The organism is Streptomyces uncialis, assembly GCF_001905345.1.
GTDB lineage: Bacteria > Actinomycetota > Actinomycetes > Streptomycetales > Streptomycetaceae > Streptomyces > Streptomyces uncialis.
In genome coordinates this window covers 262,828-281,355 of record NZ_LFBV01000003.1, presented here as the reverse complement: position 1 = coordinate 281,355, position 18,528 = coordinate 262,828, and the positions used below count along the sequence as shown (strand labels likewise).

The following is an 18,528-nucleotide window of genomic DNA, read 5'->3' as shown; positions in this document are numbered from 1 at the left end:
GGGTCTCCGGAGGTGCCGTGGAGCCACGCCGTTCAGTCGGCGCCACGGCCCAGCTCGCCGTCGATGAGGGCGAAGACCTCCTCGGCGGACGCATCGGCGAGCCGGGAGCCCGCGTCGGCCTCCTGGTCCGCCTCCGCCGCCTCTGCCTCCGCTGCCGGGCCGAGCCGCGCGAGCAGCGCCCGCAGCCGTCCGGCGACCACGGGCCGCTCGACGGCCGCGGGCCCGGCGGCGGAGATCGCGGCTTCGAGCCCGTCCAGCCCCACCAGCACCGGGTCGGACTTCGGCCCGACCGGCCCTGCCCCGGCCAAGGCGGTGAGCAGGTACTCGGTGAGAGCCGTCGGGGAGGGATGGTCGAAGGCCAGGGTCGCGGGCAGCGCCAGTCCGGTCTCCGTCTTGAGCCGGTTCCGCAGGTCGAGCGAGGTCAGCGAGTCGAACCCCATCTCATGGAAGGCCTGCCCGGTCCGTACGGATCCGGGGTCGCCCCCGCCGAGGACTTCCGCGACCCGGTCCCGCACCAGCCGCAGGACGATCCGGCGCCGCTCGTCGTCACCGGCTCCCGCCAGTCGCAGCGCCAGCGAACCGTTCGGGACCGCCTCGCCGTTCGGGACCCCGGCCAGGTCGCGCAGCAGCGCCGGTACGGTGCCCCGCGCACGCAGCACCGGCAGATCCACAGGAGCGGCGACCAGCGTGGCGTGTCCGGTGGCCAGCGCCGCGTCGAACAACGCCGTGCCCTCGATCGCCGGAAGCGGCCGGAACCCCTCGCGCGGCCCGGACCCCCGCCCGACGGGACGCCCTTGGCCGGTGCCGGAGCGTTCCGGGAGATCCCAGCCGCCCCAGGCGATGGCGAGCGCGGGCAGCCCGCACCCGGACCGATGGGCCGCCAGCGCGTCGAGATACGCGTTCGCCGCCGCCTGGCCCGCGCGGCCGGGCGCGCCCAGCGCACCGGCCGCGTCGGAGAACATGACGAACGCTGCCAGGTCCGCGTCCCGGGTCAGCTCGTGCAACTGCCAGGCGCCGTCGGCCTTGGGCCGCAGCACGGCGTCCAGACGGTCGGCATGGAGATGCCCGGTGTCGGGACGGTCGCCGCCGGATGCGTCGACCACGTCGTCGTCGCGGAGGCCCGCCGCGTGGACGACTGCCGTCAGCGGATGCTCCGTCGGGATCGCGCCGAGCGCCCCGGCGAGCGCGGCGCGATCTGCGACATCACAGGCCGCGAACATCGTCTCGGCGCCCAACTCCGCCAGCTCCGCAGCCAGTTCCCGCGCACCAGGGGCTGCCTCACCCCGACGGCCGAGGAGCAGCAGACGGCGGACCCCATGACGCACGGTCAGGTGACGCGCGAACAAGCTCCCCAGCGCGCCGGTGCCCCCGGTGATCAGTACGGTGCCGTTCGGGTCGAGCGCCCGTGCCGGTACGCGTACGCCCGTCGCGTCCACGGCGTCCGCCGGACGCAGCCGGGGCGCCAGCAGCCGTCCGCCACGCACCGCGATCGCGGGTTCGCCCGAGGCGAGGGCCTTGGCGAACAGCTCGATCGGCAGTTCATCAGGGCCGGTGCCGTCGGTGCTCCTGGCGCTCTCGGTGCCCTCTGAGCTCTCCAGGTCCACGAGGACGATACGGTCCGGGTGCTCCGTCTGGGCCGACCGCAGCAGCCCGAGGGCGGTCGCGGTCGGCATGTCCACCGGCTCGCCGGGACCCGTCCGGGCGCCGCCGCTGGTCACCACCACGAGCCGGGCCGCAGCGAGCCGGTCGTCGGCCAGCCACTCCCGTACCAGGGCGAGCGCGCGATGAGCCGCTTCGTGGACGGCGCCGGGTACGGTCACGGTCCCTGATGGCCCGGTCACGGCCTCGGACAGCCCGGTCACCGCCTCAGACGGTTCGGTCACGGCTTCCGAGGGTGCGGACGCAGCCTCCGACGGTTCGGTGACGGGCCCCGGCGGTGCCCAGCGCGTCAGTACGGCGTCGGGCGGCGTGCCGGACCGGGCGGCGGCGGCGAGATCCGCGAAGGAGTCGTGGTGCTCCAGACCATGGGCGCCGAACCCGGACCCGAGGACCGCCCACCGGACCGCCGCTCCGGGCGTCGCGTCGGTGACCGGTCGCCATCCGATCTGGAGGAGCCCATCGGCGTACGGCTGCGGGGCATCGGCGGAACCGGGCCCGCCGGGCGCTTCGGAAGCGGGGTCGGCGGTGATCCAGTAGCGCTCACGCTGGAAGGCGTACGTGGGCAGCCCGGTCCGGCGGGCGCCGCTCTCCCGGAAGAACGCGGGCCAGTCGACCGGCACACCGCGTGTGTGCAGTTCCGCCAGACCCGTCAGCAGAGCTTCGCTCTCCGGCCGGCCCGGTCGCAACAGCGGCAGCGCGACGCCAACGACGCCGACTCCGTCCCGCCCGTCGTCGTGTCGCTGTCCGTCCTCCGGCTCGTCCAGCGTCTGTGCGGCGAGCGCGGTGAGTACGCCTCCCGGGCCGACCTCGACGTAGTTGGCCACGCCCGCCCGGCCGAGCGCGCGCACCCCGTCGCCGAACCGGACCGGCTCACGGACGTGCCGGACCCAGTGGGCGGCGCTCATGAGGTCGCGCGCGTCGGCGGGTCCACCGGTGAGATGGGAGATCACCGGGGTGTGCGGGGCGTGATAGGTGAGGCCTTCGCAGACCTCCCCGAACTCCGCCAGCATCCCGTCCACGCGCGCCGAGTGGAACGCGTGGGAGACCGTCAGCCGACGGGTCCGGCGGCCCAGCGCGGCCAGCCCGCCGGCCACCGCCAGCACGGCGTCCTCGTCGCCGGACACCACGACCGAGCGCGGCCCGTTCACCGCCGCGACCGAGACCCGGCCCGGCCACCGCGCCACGGACTGCGTCACCTCGTCCTCGGTGGCCTCCACCGCCACCATCGCCCCGCCCGGAGGCAGCGCCTCCATCAGCCGGGCACGGGCCGCCACCAGGACCGCCGCGTCCTGGAGGGAGAACACCCCGGCGACATGCGCCGCCGTCACCTCACCCACCGAGTGACCAGCCACGAAGTCGGGCCGTACACCCCACGATTCCATCAGCCGGGACAGCGCGACCTCGAAGGCGAACAGCGCCGGTTGGGTCAGGGCCGTCCGGTCCAGGAGGGGGCCTGTGGGGGAGTCGGCGGGCGCGAACATCACGTCTCGCAGGGGGTGTTCGAGTTCGCCGTCGAAGGCGGCGCAGACGGTGTCGAGGTGCTTGGCGAACAGTGGTACCCGCTGGTACAGCTCATGGCCCATCTCGTTCCGCTGGCTGCCCTGCCCGGGGAAGAGGAAGGCCGTTCCGCCTTTCGTACGCACGCCCCGGACCACACCGGGCGCGGAGTCCCCGGCCGCGAGTCGCCCCAGCCCGGCCACCAGTTCCGCCCGGTCCGCGCCGACGACGACCGCCCGGTGCTCCAGCGCCGCCCGGCCGGTGGCCAGGGTGTACGCCACGTCCAACGGAGCCGGGCCGTCCGCCCCCGACACCGCCGCGTGCAGCCGACGCGCCTGTGCGGTCAGCCCCTCGGCCGAACCCGCCGAGACCACCCAGGGCAGTACGGGCAGGGCGGCTGAGGGCTTGGCCTCCGCCTCGGGTGGGGGTTCTTCGATGATGAGGTGGGCGTTGGTGCCGCTGATGCCGAAGGAGGAGACGGCGGCGCGTCGGGGTCGGCCGGTGTCGGGCCATGCTCGCTGCTCGGCGAGTAGTTGGGCGGTGCCGGTGGTCCAGTCGACGTGGGGGGTGGGGGTGGTGATGTGGAGGGTGCGGGGGAGTTGTCCGGCGTGGAGTGCTTGGACCATTTTGATGACGCCGCCGACGCCTGCGGCGGCTTGGGTGTGGCCGATGTTGGATTTGAGTGAGCCGATGTAGAGGGGTTGGCGGTCGGCGCGGTCTTGTCCGTAGGTGGCGAGGAGTGCTTGGGCTTCGATGGGGTCGCCGAGTCGGGTGCCGGTGCCGTGGGCTTCGACGGCGTCGATGTCGGCGGGTGTCAGACCGGCGTTGTGGAGTGCCTGGCGGATGACGCGTTCCTGGGCTGGGCCGTTGGGGGCGGTGAGGCCGTTGGAGGCGCCGTCCTGGTTGACGGCGCTGCCGCGTACCACCGCGAGGACCTGGTGGCCGAGTCGCCGGGCGTCGGAGAGCCGTTCCACCACCACCAGGCCCACGCCCTCCGACCAGCCGGTGCCGTCGGCGTCGGCGGCGAAGGAGCGGCATCGGCCGTCCACCGACAGCCCCCGCTGACGCGAGAATTCGATGAACGAGCGCGGTGTGGACATCACGGTGACGCCGCCCGCGAGGGCGAGGTCGCATTCGCCCTGGCGCAGGGCGTTGGCCGCGAGATGCATCGCCACCAGCGACGAGGAGCACGCGGTGTCCACCGTCACCGCCGGACCCTCCAGCCCATAGGCGTACGCGACGCGCCCGGACGCGACACTGCCCGCGTTCCCGCTCGCGAAATAGCCCTCCAGATCCGCTGGGATGGTCCGGAGCTGCGAGCCGTAGTCGTGGTACATGAGGCCGGTGTAGACGCCGGTGCGGGTGTGTTGGAGGTGGGTGGGGTTGATTCCGGCGTTTTCGAGGGTTTCCCAGGTGGTTTGGAGGAGGAGTCGTTGTTGGGGGTCGGTGGCGGTGGCTTCGCGGGGTGACATGGCGAAGTGGTGGGGGTCGAAGAGGTCGGCGTCGTGGAGGAATCCGCCGTGTCGGGTGTAGGTGGTGGTGGGGTGGTCGGGGTCGGGGTGGTGGAGGGTGTCGAGGTTCCAGCCTCGGTTGGTGGGGAAGGTGGTGATGCCTTCGTGTCCTTGGGTGACGAGGTTCCAGAGGTCGTCGGGTGAGGTGATGCCGCCGGGGTAGTGGCAGCCCATTCCGATGATGACGATCGGGTCGTCGTCGGCCACGGTGACAGGGCCTGTGACGTCACGCTTCGCCACCTCACCCGACACCCGCTCCACCAGATGGGCGGTGAGCGCGTCCAGCGAGGGATGGTCGAAGACGAGCGTGACCGGCAGCGGGAGCCCGGTCGCCGTCGCGAGCCGGTTGCGGAGCTCCAGTGAGGTCAGTGAGTCGAAGCCCATTTCCTGGATGGCGCGTTCCCCCGGCAGGGCGGACGGGTCAGCGTGTCCGAGCACGCCCGCGGCATGGGTGCGGACCACTTCGGCGACCGCTCTCCGCGCCTCCGCCGGGGACAGCCCCGCCTTCAGCGGGGACCCGCTCGCCGGGGAACCGCTCCGGACCCCGGCTCCCCGAGCGGGCCCGGTGGGCGCCAGCCCCCGCAGAAGCGGCGGCCACCCCTCCATGTCCCCCAGAGCCGCGGTGCTCAGCCTGGTCAGAGCGGTGACCGGGGCACCGCTCGCGACAGTCGCGTCGAACAGCTCCATGGCCTCGGCGGAGGCGACGGGCACCAGCCCCAGCCGGGCCAGCCGCCGGCGATCCGCCGCCGACAACTGCCCCGCCAGTGAGCCCGTCTCCTCCCACAGTCCCCAGGCCAGCGACGATCCCGCCAGTCCCCGCGCGTGACGGTCCGTCGCCAGCGCGTCCAGGAAGGCGTTCCCGGCGGCGTAGTTGGCCTGACCCGCCGTGCCCAGCAGACCGGCCACGGACGAATACAGCACGAAGGCGGCGAGGTCCAGGCCGGCCGTCAGCTCATGCAGATACCACGCCGCGTCCACCTTCGTCCGGAGCACCTTCTCCAGTTGTCCGGGGGTCATGGTGGCGATGGTGTGGTCGTCGAGGATGCCCGCGGTGTGGATGACGGCGGTGAGGGGGTGTTGGGCGGGGATGGCCGCGAGTGCCGTGGTGAGTGCGTCGCGGTCGGTGATGTCGCAGGCGGTGTAGGTGACTTCGGCTCCGGCTGCTTCGAGTGCGGTACGCAGTTCCGTGGCGCCTGGGGCGTTGGCGCCGCGTCGGCTCAGCAGGAGGAGTCGGCGTACGCCGTGGGTCGTGACGAGGTGGTGGGTGAGGACACGGGCGAGTGCTCCGGTGCCGCCGGTGATGAGTACGGTGCCCGCCGGGTCGAACGCGGGGGGCGTGGGTTCGCCGGGGGGCGCGGCCCGCGTCAGCCGTGGAACGAACAGCTCGCCGTTCCGTACGCCGAGTTGGGGCTCCGGCGAGCTCGGGACCGGGGCGTCCGGCTGGTCCAGGTCCACGAGGGCGAACCGGCCCGGGTGTTCCGTCTGCGCGGTACGGACCAGTCCCCAGACAGCCGACTCCGCGAGCCCCGGTACGTCCTCGCCGGGCCGGACGGCGACGGCCCGGGTGGTCACGAACACCAGCCGGGACCCCTCGAACCGCTCATCCGCCAAGAACCCCTGCACCAGCCGGAGCGCCCGGGCCGTCGTCACCGACACGGCCCGCCGGGTGTCGTCAGGCACATCCGCGACGGTCATCCGCACCACCACATCACCGCCGTCGGGCGGCGGCAGTTCGTCACCGACGGCCTCGGCCCGCGCACGGCCGTCCGGTGCCTGGCCGTTCTCCGACGGCCCGGCGGCGAGCGGCTTCCACACGACGGTGAACAGCCCGTCCCGTACGGAATCGGCGGCGGCGCGAACCGTGTCCCGGCTCACCGGACGCAGCTCCAGCGAATCCACCGACGCGACGAGCGCACCCGTCATGTCCGCCAGCGACACGGCGACACGCTGCGGACCGGTGGCCGTCAGACGCACCCGCAGTGCCGCCGGGCCCGCCGCGTCCACCTCGACACCGCTCCAGACGAACGGCAGCCTCGGCGGGGCCTGCGGGTCGACGACCCCCGGCAGCAAGGGGTGCAGCGCCGCGTCCAGCAGCGCGGGATGAACGACGAACCGGTCGGCGTCGGCCCGGAACCGCTCCTCCAGGGCCACCTCGGCGTAGACCGTGTCCCCGGCCCGCCAGACCCGGCGCAGCCCGGTGAACTCGCCCCCGTACCCGAATCCCGCCTCCGCCAGTCGCCCGTACACGCCGTCGAGATCCGCCTCGACCGCGCCTTCGGGCGGCCAGGGCTCCTGGCTGTCGGCGGTGGACGCCGTCCGTCCGGCGGTTGTCAGCCGTCCGCTCGCGTGAGCCGTCCACGCGCGTCCGGGGACCTCGTCGTCGGGCCGGGCATGGACGTCGATCGCCCGGCCACCGTCCTCGCCGGGTTCACCGACCACCAGCTGGACGCGTACGCCGCCGCTCTCCGGGAGCACCAGCGGGGCGGTGAGCGTCAGTTCCGAGACCCGGCGCAGCCCGACCTCGGCACCAGCCCGCAGAGCCAGCTCCAGCAGACCCGATCCGGGGAACAACACGGCTCCATGGACCGAGTGACCGGCCAGCCAGGGGTGCGTCTCCAGCGAGATCCGACCGGTGAAGATCCGGACGTCCCGGCCGGCGACGGTCAGCGCGGCCCCGAGGAGAGGGTGCTCCGCCGGCTCAAGGCCGAGCTCCCTGGCGTCAGCCGGTTCGGCGGCCGGGGCGGTGAGCCAGTAGCGGTCGCGGCGGAACGCGTAGGTGGGCAGCGCGACCCGGCTCCCGCCGGGGAACACCGTGTCCGGGTCGAGGGCCGCGCCGCGCAGCCGGAGCAGCGCCAGCGCCGCCGTCACACCGACGGGCTCGGGCCGTCCGGGCCGCAGCAGGGGCACCATCGCACCGGCCTCACGGGTCAGACACCCTGCGGCCATCGCGGTGAGGACACCGGACCCCAGCTCCAGATGGTCGGTGACGCCCGCCGACTCCGCGTACCGCATCCCGTCGTGGAAGCGCACGGGGCGGCGGATGTGCTCGGTCCAGTAGGCGGGTGAGGTGTGTTCCCCGGCGGCGGGTTCGCCGGTGATGTTGGAGACGACAGGGATACGCGGTTCATGGAAGGTGAGGCGCTCGGCCACGGACCGGAACTCCGCCAGGGTCCCGTCCATGTGCGCGGAGTGGAAGGCATGGCTGACCGCCAGCCGCTTGGCCCGGCGACCCCGGGAACGCCATATCCGTACGACCTCCCCGACGGTCTCCGCGTCGCCGGAGACGACCGTGGCCCGTGGCCCGTTGACGGCGGCGATCGAGACCGGGGCCGGTTCGCCGTAGCCCGCCAGCGTCTGTCGCAGCTCGTCCTCCGAGACCTGGAGGGCGGCCATCGCCCCGTCGTCACGGGCGGCCCGCATGAGGCTGCCCCGCGCGGCGACGAGAGCGCACGCGTCCTGGAGGGAGAACACCCCGGCGGCATGGGCGGCGGCGATCTCCCCGAGGGAGTGGCCGAGCAGCAGATCGGGGGCCGGACCGTGGTGCTCGACCAGTCGGAACAACGCCACTTCGAGGGCGAACAGCGCGGCTTGGGTGAAGTCGGTCCGGTCCAGGAGGAGCGCGGCGGCGGAGTCGGCGGGCGCGAACATCACGTCTCGCAGGGGGTGTTCGAGTTCGTCGTCGAAGGCGGCGCAGATGGTGTCGAGGTGCTTGGCGAACAGCGGTACACGCTGGTACAGCTCATGGCCCATCCCGGGCCGCTGACTGCCCTGCCCGGGGAAGAGGAACACCGTTCTGCCCCGGGCCGTCGCGCTGCCGTCGCGTACCACCCGCTCGTCGTCCTCACCCCGGGCGAGCGCGTCCAGCCCGGCCAGCAGCCCGTCCCGGTCCGCGCCGACGACAGCGGCCCGTTCCTTGAGCGTGGCGCGGGTGGTCGCCAGCGACCATCCGATGTCCACCAGCGAGGGTTCCGGCTCCTTGACGAGATGGGCGTGCAGCCGGGCGGCCTGGGCACGCACTCCGGTCTCGTCGTCGGCGGAGAGGAAGAAGGGGAGGGCGGCGACGGGCGCCGGTGCGGTGATCACGGGTCCGGGTGGGGGTTCTTCGATGATGAGGTGGGCGTTGGTGCCGCTGATGCCGAAGGAGGAGATGGCGGCTCGTCGGGGTCGGCCGGTGTGGGGCCAGGGGCGTTGTTCGTGGAGTAGTTGGGCGGTGCCGGTGGTCCAGTCGACGTGGGGGGTGGGGGTGGTGATGTGGAGGGTGCGGGGGAGTTGTCCGGCGTGGAGTGCTTGGACCATTTTGATGACGCCGCCGACGCCTGCGGCGGCTTGGGTGTGGCCGATGTTGGATTTGAGGGAGCCGATGTAGAGGGGTTCGTGTCCCGTGCGGTCTTGTCCGTAGGTGGCGAGGAGTGCTTGGGCTTCGATGGGGTCGCCGAGTCGGGTGCCGGTGCCGTGGGCTTCGACGGCGTCGATGTCGGCGGGGGTGAGGTTGGCGTTGGCCAGGGCCTGGCGGATGACGCGTTCCTGGGCGGGGCCGTTGGGGGCGGTGAGGCCGTTGGACGCGCCGTCCTGGTTGACCGCGCTGCCCCGGATCACGGCGAGTACCCGGTGTCCGTCACGGCGTGCGTCGGAGAGGCGTGCGAGGAGGACGAGCCCGATGCCCTCCGACCAGCCGGTGCCGTCGGCGTCGGCTGCGAAGGAGCGGCATCGGCCGTCCACCGACAACCCGCGCTGACGCGAGAACTCCACAAAGGTGTCGGGACTGCTCATCACGGTGACGCCGCCCGCGAGGGCGAGATCGCATTCGCCCTGGCGCAGGGCGTTGGCGGCGAGGTGCATCGCCACCAGCGAGGAGGAGCACGCGGTGTCGAGCGTCACCGCCGGACCCTCCAGCCCGTACGCGTAGGCCAGCCGCCCGGACGCCACGCTGGAGAGGTTCCCCGCCAGCAGAAAGCCCTCGAACTCGGCCGGACGCCTCGGCAGACGAGTCGCGTAGTCGTGGTACATGAGGCCGGTGTAGACGCCGGTGCGGGTGTGTTGGAGGTGGGTGGGGTTGATTCCGGCGTTTTCGAGGGTTTCCCAGGTGGTTTGGAGGAGGAGTCGTTGTTGGGGGTCGGTGGCGGTGGCTTCGCGGGGTGACATGGCGAAGTGGTGGGGGTCGAAGAGGTCGGCGTCGTGGAGGAATCCGCCGTGTCGGGTGTAGGTGGTGGTGGGGTGGTCGGGGTCGGGGTGGTGGAGGGTGTCGAGGTTCCAGCCTCGGTTGGTGGGGAAGGTGGTGATGCCTTCGTGTCCTTGGGTGACGAGGTTCCAGAGGTCGTCGGGTGAGGTGATGCCGCCGGGGTAGTGGCAGCCCATTCCGATGATCACGATCGGGTCGTCGTCGGCCACGGTGACAGGGCCTGTGACGTCACGCTTCGCCACCTCACCCGACACCCGCTCCAGCACATGCCGTGCCAGCGCGACCGGCGAGGGATGGTCGAAGACGGTGGTGGGGGAGAGCCTCAGCCCGGTGAGGGCGCTCACCCGGTTGCGGAGTTCGACGCCCGCGAGGGAGTCCACCCCGATCTCGTGGAAGGCCCGGGAGGCATCGATGCCGCCGACGTCGGGATGCCCGAGCACCGAGGCCGCCAGGGCCCGGATCTCGTCCGCCGCCGCGGCGAGCCGTTCGTGCTCCGGCAGTTGCGCCACCCGCCGCGCCCAGCCGGAGTCCGTCCCGTCCGCCTCCCCGGCCGACCGGGACGCGGTCCGGCGCTCGACCCGGCTCCGGGCCGGTCCGCGGAGCATCGGACCGGCCGTGCCGTCGATGGCCGCCGGATCGAGCAGCGCGGGCACGGTGAGTGCGTGGTCTCCCGCGAGCGAGGCGTCGAACAGCTCCAGGGCGAGTTCGCCGGGCAACGGCTGGAAGCCCGCACGCGCCCACCGGGCGAGGCCCGCGGCGTCGAGCGAACCGCCCATCCCCCGCTCGTCGTCCCAAAGACCCCAGGCGAGCGAGAGCGCGGGCAGCCCGCGCGCCCGGCGGTGTGCGGCGAGGGCGTCGAGAAAGGTGTTGGCGGCGGCGTAGTTGGCCTGCCCGGCTGTGCCGACGAGGCCGGAGACGGAGGAGAAGAGGACGAAGGCGGCGAGGTCCAGGCCTGCCGTCAGTTCGTGCAGATGCCAGGCCGCGTCCGCCTTGGGGCTCATGACCCGGGCCAGTCGTCCGGGGTTCATGGTGGCGATGGTGTGGTCGTCGAGGATGCCCGCGGTGTGGATGACGGCGGTGAGGGGGTGTTGGGCGGGCACGTGTGCGAGTGCGGTGGTGAGTGCGTCGCGGTCGGTGATGTCGCAGGCGGTGAAGGTGACTTCGGCTCCGGCTGCTTCGAGTGCGGTGCGCAGTTCGGTGGCGCCGGGGGCGGTGGCGCCCCGTCGGCTCAGCAAAAGGAGTCGGCGTACGCCGTGAGCGGTGACGAGGTGCTGTGCCAGGGCGCTGGCGAGTGCTCCGGTGCCGCCGGTGATGAGTACGGTGCCCGCCGGGTCGAACGTGGGGGGCGTGGGTTCGCCCAAGGTGGCCCGCGCCAGTTGTGGGGCAAGCAACTCGCCCTCCCGCACTGCCAGTTGCGGCGCGCCCGACGCGATGGCCGTGCCCAGCGGACCGCCGTTCCCCGGTCCGGGCAACTCAGTGATGCCCACGTCCAGGTCCACGAGGGCGAACCGGTCCGGGTGTTCCGTCTGTGCGGCGCGGACCAGTCCCCAGACCGCCGATTCCGCGAGCCCCGGTACGTCCTCGCCGGGCCGGACGGCGACGGCCCCTGTGGTCACGAACACCAGCCGGGACCCCTCGAACCGCTCATCCGCCAAGAACCCCTGGAGCAAGGCCAGCGCCCGGGAGGGCGCGGCCGAGGCCTCGGCGGCCGTCCCCCCGCCGAACCGGACCACCACATCGCCGTGCCCCGGATCGGGCAGCTCGCCGGTGTCCGCGATCCCGGTCCAGCGCGCCGTGTCCGTGCCGGGGCCGTCGATCCGCCGCCACTCCACGCCGAACAGCGCGTCGGCCGCCGTACCGGCCGGGCCGCGCAGGGCGTCCCTGGCCAGCGGCCGCAGGACCAGCGATTCGACCGTGGCCACCGGCAGGCCGCCGCCGTCCAGGAGCGTGAGCCGGTACGCGCCGGGTGCGGCCGGTGAGAGCCGGGCGCGCAGTTCGGTGGCACCCGTGGCGTGGACGGTGACGCCGCTCCAGGCGAAGGGCAGCGCGACGGTACCGGTCGCGCCCGGACCTGCGGCGGCCAGTACGAGGGGGTGGAGCACGGCGTCCAACAACGCGGGGTGGACGGCGTACCCGCCGGAGGCCGCGTCCGGCTCCCCGGGCAGCCGCACTTCCGCGCAGAGATCGTCGCCGCACCGCCACAGGGCGCGCAGGCCCTGGAACGCGGGTCCGTAGGAATGGCCCAGGGCGTCGAGGCGCGGATAGACGTCGTCGAGTGAGACGGCGACCGCGCCCGGTGGCGGCCATTCCGCGGTCCCGGGCGGCTCGGGGACGACCGCCGGTGCGCCGCCGAGCAGACCGGAGGCGTGCCGGGTCCAGGTCCGCCGGTCCTCCTCGCCCGTGTCGGGGGCGGCGTGCACGGTGAAGGGCCGGTCGCCCCGGCCGTCCCGCGCGGCCACCACGATCTGGACCCGTACCGCCTGGGAACCGGTCAGCGGGAGCGGGGTCTCCAGGGTGAGTTCCGTGACCCGTCCGGCACCGCTGCGGTCACCCGCGGCCACGGCCAGTTCGAGGAAGGCCGTGGCGGGTACGAGGACCGAACCGGCGATCGTGTGATCGGCCAGCCAGGGGTGACTGTCGAGGGAGAGACGGCTGGTCAGCACGGTCTCGTCGCGGTCCGCGAGTTCCATGGCCGTGGAGATCAGCGGATGCCGCGACGTATCGAGACCGAGACTCCGGGCGTCGCCGCGCGGTTCGGGGAGCAGCCAGTACCGCTGGCGCTGGAAGGCATAGGTCGGCAGGTCGACCCGGCGAGCGCCGGGGAAGAAGGGGGCCATGTCCGTGACGGCGCCCGCCACATGGCAGCGCCCGAGTGCGGTGACGAAGGCCTCGGCCTCCGGGCGGCCCGCCCGCTGGAGCGGGATGACCGTCACTCCGCCGGCCTCGCCCAGCGACCGCTCCGCCAGGGCGGCGAGCGCGGTGTCGGGCCCGACCTCCAGCAGGATGCCGGCACCCCGGGCCTCCAGGGTCCGTACGGCGTCCAGGAAGCGGACGGGCTCGCGGACCTGGCGTACCCAGTAGTCGGGGGACGCCAGGGAGTCGGCGTCGGCCTGCTCGCCGGTGAGGGTGGAGACGAACGCGGTCCGGGGCGGCCGGGGGCTGAGGCTCCCGACCACCGAACGGAACTCGTCCAGCGCCCCGTCCATGTGCGGTGAGTGGAAGGCGTGACTCACGCGCAGCACCCGGGTACGGCGTCCGCGTGCCGCGAGGACCGCGGCGACGGCCGTGGTGTCCTCGGCGTCGCCGGAGATCACCACGGCGTCGGGGGCGTTGACGGCGGCGACCGTGACCGTCCGTTCGAGGCCCGCCAGCGCCGCACGTGTCTCCGGCTCCGTCGCCTCGACGGCGATCATGACGCCACCGGGAGGTGACGCCTGCATCAGCCTGCCCCGGGCGGCGACCAGACGCGCCGCGTCGGCCAGCGACCACACGTCCGCGATATGCGCCGCGGCCAGTTCGCCGACGGAGTGACCGGCGACGAAGTCCGGTGCGAGCCCGTGGTGTTCCAGGAGCCGCGCGAGCGCGACCTCGAAGGCGAAGAGCGCGGGCTGCGCGTACTCGGTCGTATGGATCGCGGCGTCGGCCCCGGCCGTGTCCAGCACCGTGCGCAGCGGACGGTCGAGATGGGGGCCGAGCGCGGCGCACACGGCGTCGAAGGCGGCCGCGTAGACGGGGTACGTCTCGTACAGCTCCTTGCCCATGCCCGGTCGCTGGGAGCCCTGCCCGGTGAAGAGGAACGCGGTGGCGGTGCGGTCGGCGGCGGTGCCGTGGACGAGTCGGGGGGAGTCCTCGCCGCCGATCAGGGCGTCCAGCCCGGAGAGCAGGTCCACGGCCTCGACCCCGGTGACGACGGCGCGTTTCTCGAAGGCGGTACGGGTGGTGGCCAGGGAGTGCCCGATGTCGGCCGGGCTCGGTCCCGGGTCACGCAGCAGCCGCTCGCGCAGCCGGACGGCCTGGGCGCGCAGCGCCGCGTCCGTGCGGCCGGAGACCACCCAGGGCACGAGGGCGGGCGCGGCGCTCGCCGCGACGGGGACCGGGGTCTCGGGCGGGGCCTGTTCGATGATGAGGTGGGCGTTGGTGCCGCTGATGCCGAAGGAGGAGACGGCGGCGCGTCGGGGCCGGCCGGTGTGGGGCCATGCTCGCTGCTCGGCGAGTAGTTCCGCTGTGCCGGTGGTCCAGTCGACGTGGGGTGTGGGGGTGGTGATGTGGAGGGTGCGGGGGAGTACTCCGGTGCGCAGGGCTTGGACCATTTTGATGACGCCGCCGACGCCTGCGGCTGCCTGCGCGTGGCCGATGTTCGACTTGAGGGAGCCGATGTAGACGGGTTCGCGGTCGGCCCTGTCGCTCCCGTAGGTGGCGAGCAGAGCATCCGCTTCGATGGGGTCGCCGAGTCGGGTGCCGGTGCCGTGGGCCTCGACGGCGTCGATGTCGGCGGGTGCGAGACGGGCGTCGGCCAGCGCCTGGCGGATGACCCGTTCCTGGGCGGGGCCGTTGGGGGCGGTGAGTCCGTTGGACGCGCCGTCCTGGTTCACCGCGCTGCCCCGGATCACGGCGAGCACCCGGTGGCCGTCGCGTCGCGCGTCGGAGAGCCGTTGGACGAGGAGGAGACCCGCCCCTTCCGCCCACGAGGTGCCGTCGGCGTCCGCGGAGAACGACTTGCTGCGGCCATCGGCGGCGAGCCCGCCCTGCCGGGAGAACTCCAGGAACATACCGGGCGTCGACATGACGGCCGCGCCGCCCGCGAGCGCCATCGTGGACTCCCCGGAACGCAGTGAGCGCACCGCCAGATGCAGCGCCACCAGCGACGACGAACAGGCCGTGTCAACGGTGACGGCGGGGCCGAGCAGACCGAGCTGGTAGGCGAGACGGCCGGACGCGACGCTCGACGTGGTGCCGGTGAGCACATGCCCCTCGGCCCCGCCGTCCGTCTCGTGCATCCGGGGGCCGTAGTCGAGCGCGGTGGCCCCGACGAAGACCGAGGTGCGGGTGCCGCTCAGGGCGCGGGGGTCGATGCCCGCCCGTTCCACCGCCTCCCAGGCGGTTTCGAGGAGCAGCCGCTGCTGCGGGTCCATGGCGAGGGCCTCGCGGGGCGAGATACCGAAGAACGCCGCGTCGAACGCCCCCGCGTCGTGCAGGAATCCGCCGCTGCCCACGACGCTGCGTCCGGGCCGGCCGTCACCGGGGACGTGCAGGTCCTCCGCCCAGCCCCGGTCGGCGGGGAAGTCCGAGACGGCGTCCACACCGTCGGCGACCAGCCGCCACAGCTCTTCGGGGGAGACGGCCCCGCCCGGGTAGCGGCAGGCCATGCCGATGACGGCGACCGCGTCGTCGTCATCGGCCGATGTGGCGGTCCGCCGCGCCGAGCCGTCCCCCGCCGGGTACGCCGAGCCGTCCTCCGCCGGGTACGGCGCTCCGACCGGCGGCGGGTCGGTGCGCTCCCCGGCGGTCTGTCCGGCGAGCCGCTCGGCGAGATGGGCGATCAACTCGGCGGGCGTGGGACGGTCGTAGAGCAGTCCGGTCGGCAGCCGCAGTCCCGTGGCGTCCGACAGCGCCGAACGCAGCTCCACCGCGGTCAGCGAGTCGAACCCCAGCTCCCCGAAGGTGCGGTGGTGCTCGACGCGCCGCTGGTCGGCGTGGCCGAGGACCGCCGCGATATGGGCGCTCACCAGATCGGTGACCGCCCGAGCGCCCCGGCCGGGAACCGGGTCCGCCTCAAGCGGCTCAAGCCCCTGAGATACCTCAGGTACGGCGGCTACCTCCGGCACGGCGGGTACCGCAAGGGCGCCAGATACCTCAAGGGTGCCAGATACCTCAAGCGCCTGAGACACCTCAGGCGTCGCACCCGGCGCGGGAGTCACCCGGCGCGCGGAGTCGAACCAGTGCCGTTCGCGCTGGAAGGCGTAGGTGGGAAGAGGCGTGCGGCGGGCGTCCGTACCGGCGTACGCGGCGGCCCAGTCCACCGCCGCGCCGCGTGTGAACACCGTGGCGAGGGCGGTCGTCAGGGTGAGGGCCTCGGGGCGGTCCGCGCGCAGGGCGGCGACCGGGAGGAGCGCCCCGGGGTCGCGTACCGAGGCGGCGGCCATCGGCGAGCACACTCCGTCGGGGCCCAGTTCGAGACAGGTGGTGACACCCGCCTCCTCCAGCGCCCGTACGGCGTCCAGGAAACGCACGGGTCGCCGCACCTGTTCGACCCAGTAGCAGGGGGAGGACATCTCGCCGTCGCGTACCGGCAGGCCGGTGACCGTGGAGACGAGGTCCATGGCCGCCGGGTGGAAGCGCAGGGTTTCCACGGCGGCCCGGAAACCGTCGAGCATCGGCTCCATCAGCGGGGAGTGGAAGGCATGGGAGACCCGCAGCCGGCGCGTCCGTACGCCCGCCGAGGCGAGCCCGGCGGCGACGGTCTCCGTGGCCGCCCGCTCACCGGACAGGACGACGGCCTCGGGGCCGTTGACGGCGGCGACCGCGACCCGGTCCGCGTACTCGACCAGCAGGGGCAGCACCTGATCCTCGGCCGCCGCCACCGCGATCATGACGCCGCCCGTGGGCAGCGCGCCCATCAACCGGGCCCGCGCCGCGACGAGCGCCGCGGCGTCCGGGAGGGTGAGCACCCCCGCGACATGGGCGGCGGTGATCTCGCCGACGGAGTGTCCGGTGAGCAGTGCGGGCCGGACGCCCCAGGACTCCACCAGGCGGTACAGCGCGACCTCCACCGCGAACAGCGCGGGCTGGGCGAAACGCGTGTCGTCGAGCCCGGCGCCGGAGTCGACGACCTCACCGAGGGAGCGCCCCAGCAGCGGATCGAGGTGCGCGACGACCTGGTCGAAGGTCTCCGCGTACACCGGATACGCCGCGTACAGCTCCCGCCCCATGGCCGTGCGCTGGCTGCCCTGGCCACTGAACACGACAGCGAGCCGACCGGGCCGGGCGACCCCGCGGACCACCTCGGGCGACGGCGTACCGGAGGCCAGCGCGCCGACTCCGCGCAGCAGCCGGTCCCGGACGGCGGCGCTGTCCTCCCCCGTCTCGGTGAGGACGACCGCGCGATGCTCGAAGGTCTCCCGGCCGGTGGCCAGCGACCAGCCGATGTCCACCGGGTCCGGGCCGCCCGGACCCGTACGCACGGCGTGGCCCAGCCGCTCCGCCTGGGCCCGCAGAGCACCGTCGCCGTGCCCGGACAGCACCCAGGGCAGTACGGGCGGCGGTACGGCGTCCCCGGCACGGGCCGCGGGCGGTGTACCCGCGCCCAGCGCCACATGGCAGTTGGTGCCCCCCATACCGAAGGAGCTGACCCCGGCCGTGAGGAGCCGGTCCGGACGCGGCCACGGCGTCCTGGCGCGCTGTACGGCCAGGCCGAGTTCACCGAACGGGATGGCGGGGTGGGGCGTCTCGAAGTTGCGGCTGGGCGGCAGCTCCCGGTGGTGGAGGCTGAGCAGTGCCTTCAGCAGCCCGACGAGACCCGAAGCGCCCCCCAGATGACCGACGTTGGTCTTGGCCGAGCCGATCCGCAGCGGCTCGCCGTCCGGCCGTCCGGCGCCGAGTACCGCGCCGAGCGCCGCCGCCTCGACGGGGTCACCGACCGGGGTACCCGTACCGTGCGCCTCGACGTACTGCACATCGCGCGGATCGAGCCCGGCGCGCCGGTACGCCTCGCTGATCACGCTCTCCTGGGCGGTCCGGCTGGGCACGGTCAGCCCCGGGGTGGTGCCATCGCTGTTGACCGCGCTGCCGTGGACGACACCGTAGACGCGGTCCCCGTCGGCCAGTGCCCGCTCCAGCGGCTTGAGGAGCACGGCGACGCCGCCCTCGCCGGGCACGAAGCCGTTGGCGCGGGCGTCGAACGCGTAGCACTCGCCGTCCGGTGAGAGCCCGCCGAATCGTTCCTCGGTGACGGAGTGCTCGGCCAGGACGCTCACGCTCACCCCGGCGGCGATCGCGGTGTCCGTCTCACCGGACCGCAGGCTCTCGCAGGCGAGATGGAACGCGACGAGGGAGGAGGACTGCGCGGTGTCGACGGTGAGGCTCGGGCCGCGCAGATCGAAGTGGTACGAGACCCGGTTGGCGATGACACCGCGGTTGAGGCCGGTCATGGTGTGGTGGGTGATGGCGTCGGTGCCGTGCTGGTAGAGCAGGCTCGCGTAGTCGTCGCGCGAGGCGCCGACGAACACCGCGGTACCGCTGCCGCGCAGCGCGGCGGGGGCGGTACCGGCGTCCTCGCAGGCCTCCCAGGCGAGTTCGAGGACGAGCCGCTGCTGCGGGTCCATGGCCGCCGCCTCGCGCGGCGATATGCCGAAGAAGCCGGGATCGAACTCGTCGGTGGCGGCGAGCGATCCGCGCCGTCGGCCGTCCGGCCCGTCCGAGACGCCGCTTCCACCGGTGCTCAGCATGTCCCAGAAGGCCCCGGGGTCGCCGGCCCCGGGAAGTCGGCAGGACAGCCCAATGACGGCGATCTTCTTCATGGCCGAGCGATTCCCCTCATGACCACCGGCGGCGGCCGCTAGATATCCGGGAGTGCGGAACCATTTGTACTCCGGCCGACTCGAATACCGGTAAGGGGGCGGTAATCGGAACAGTTCGGAAGTCCATTGATCTTTTCGTTGACGGGAGATGAGCCGTTACGGACGG

The 18,528-nt window shown here is 73.4% G+C and carries 1 protein-coding gene; it reads right to left on the bottom strand.

The window, feature by feature from the left end; translation table 11 throughout:
• Positions 1-32 precede the first annotated feature (32 nt).
• A complete protein-coding gene (locus AB852_RS15250) occupies positions 33-18,362 on the bottom strand; it encodes a type I polyketide synthase (protein ID WP_073788350.1) in 18,330 nt (6,109 codons plus the stop codon).
• Positions 18,363-18,528: the final 166 nt, after the last annotated feature.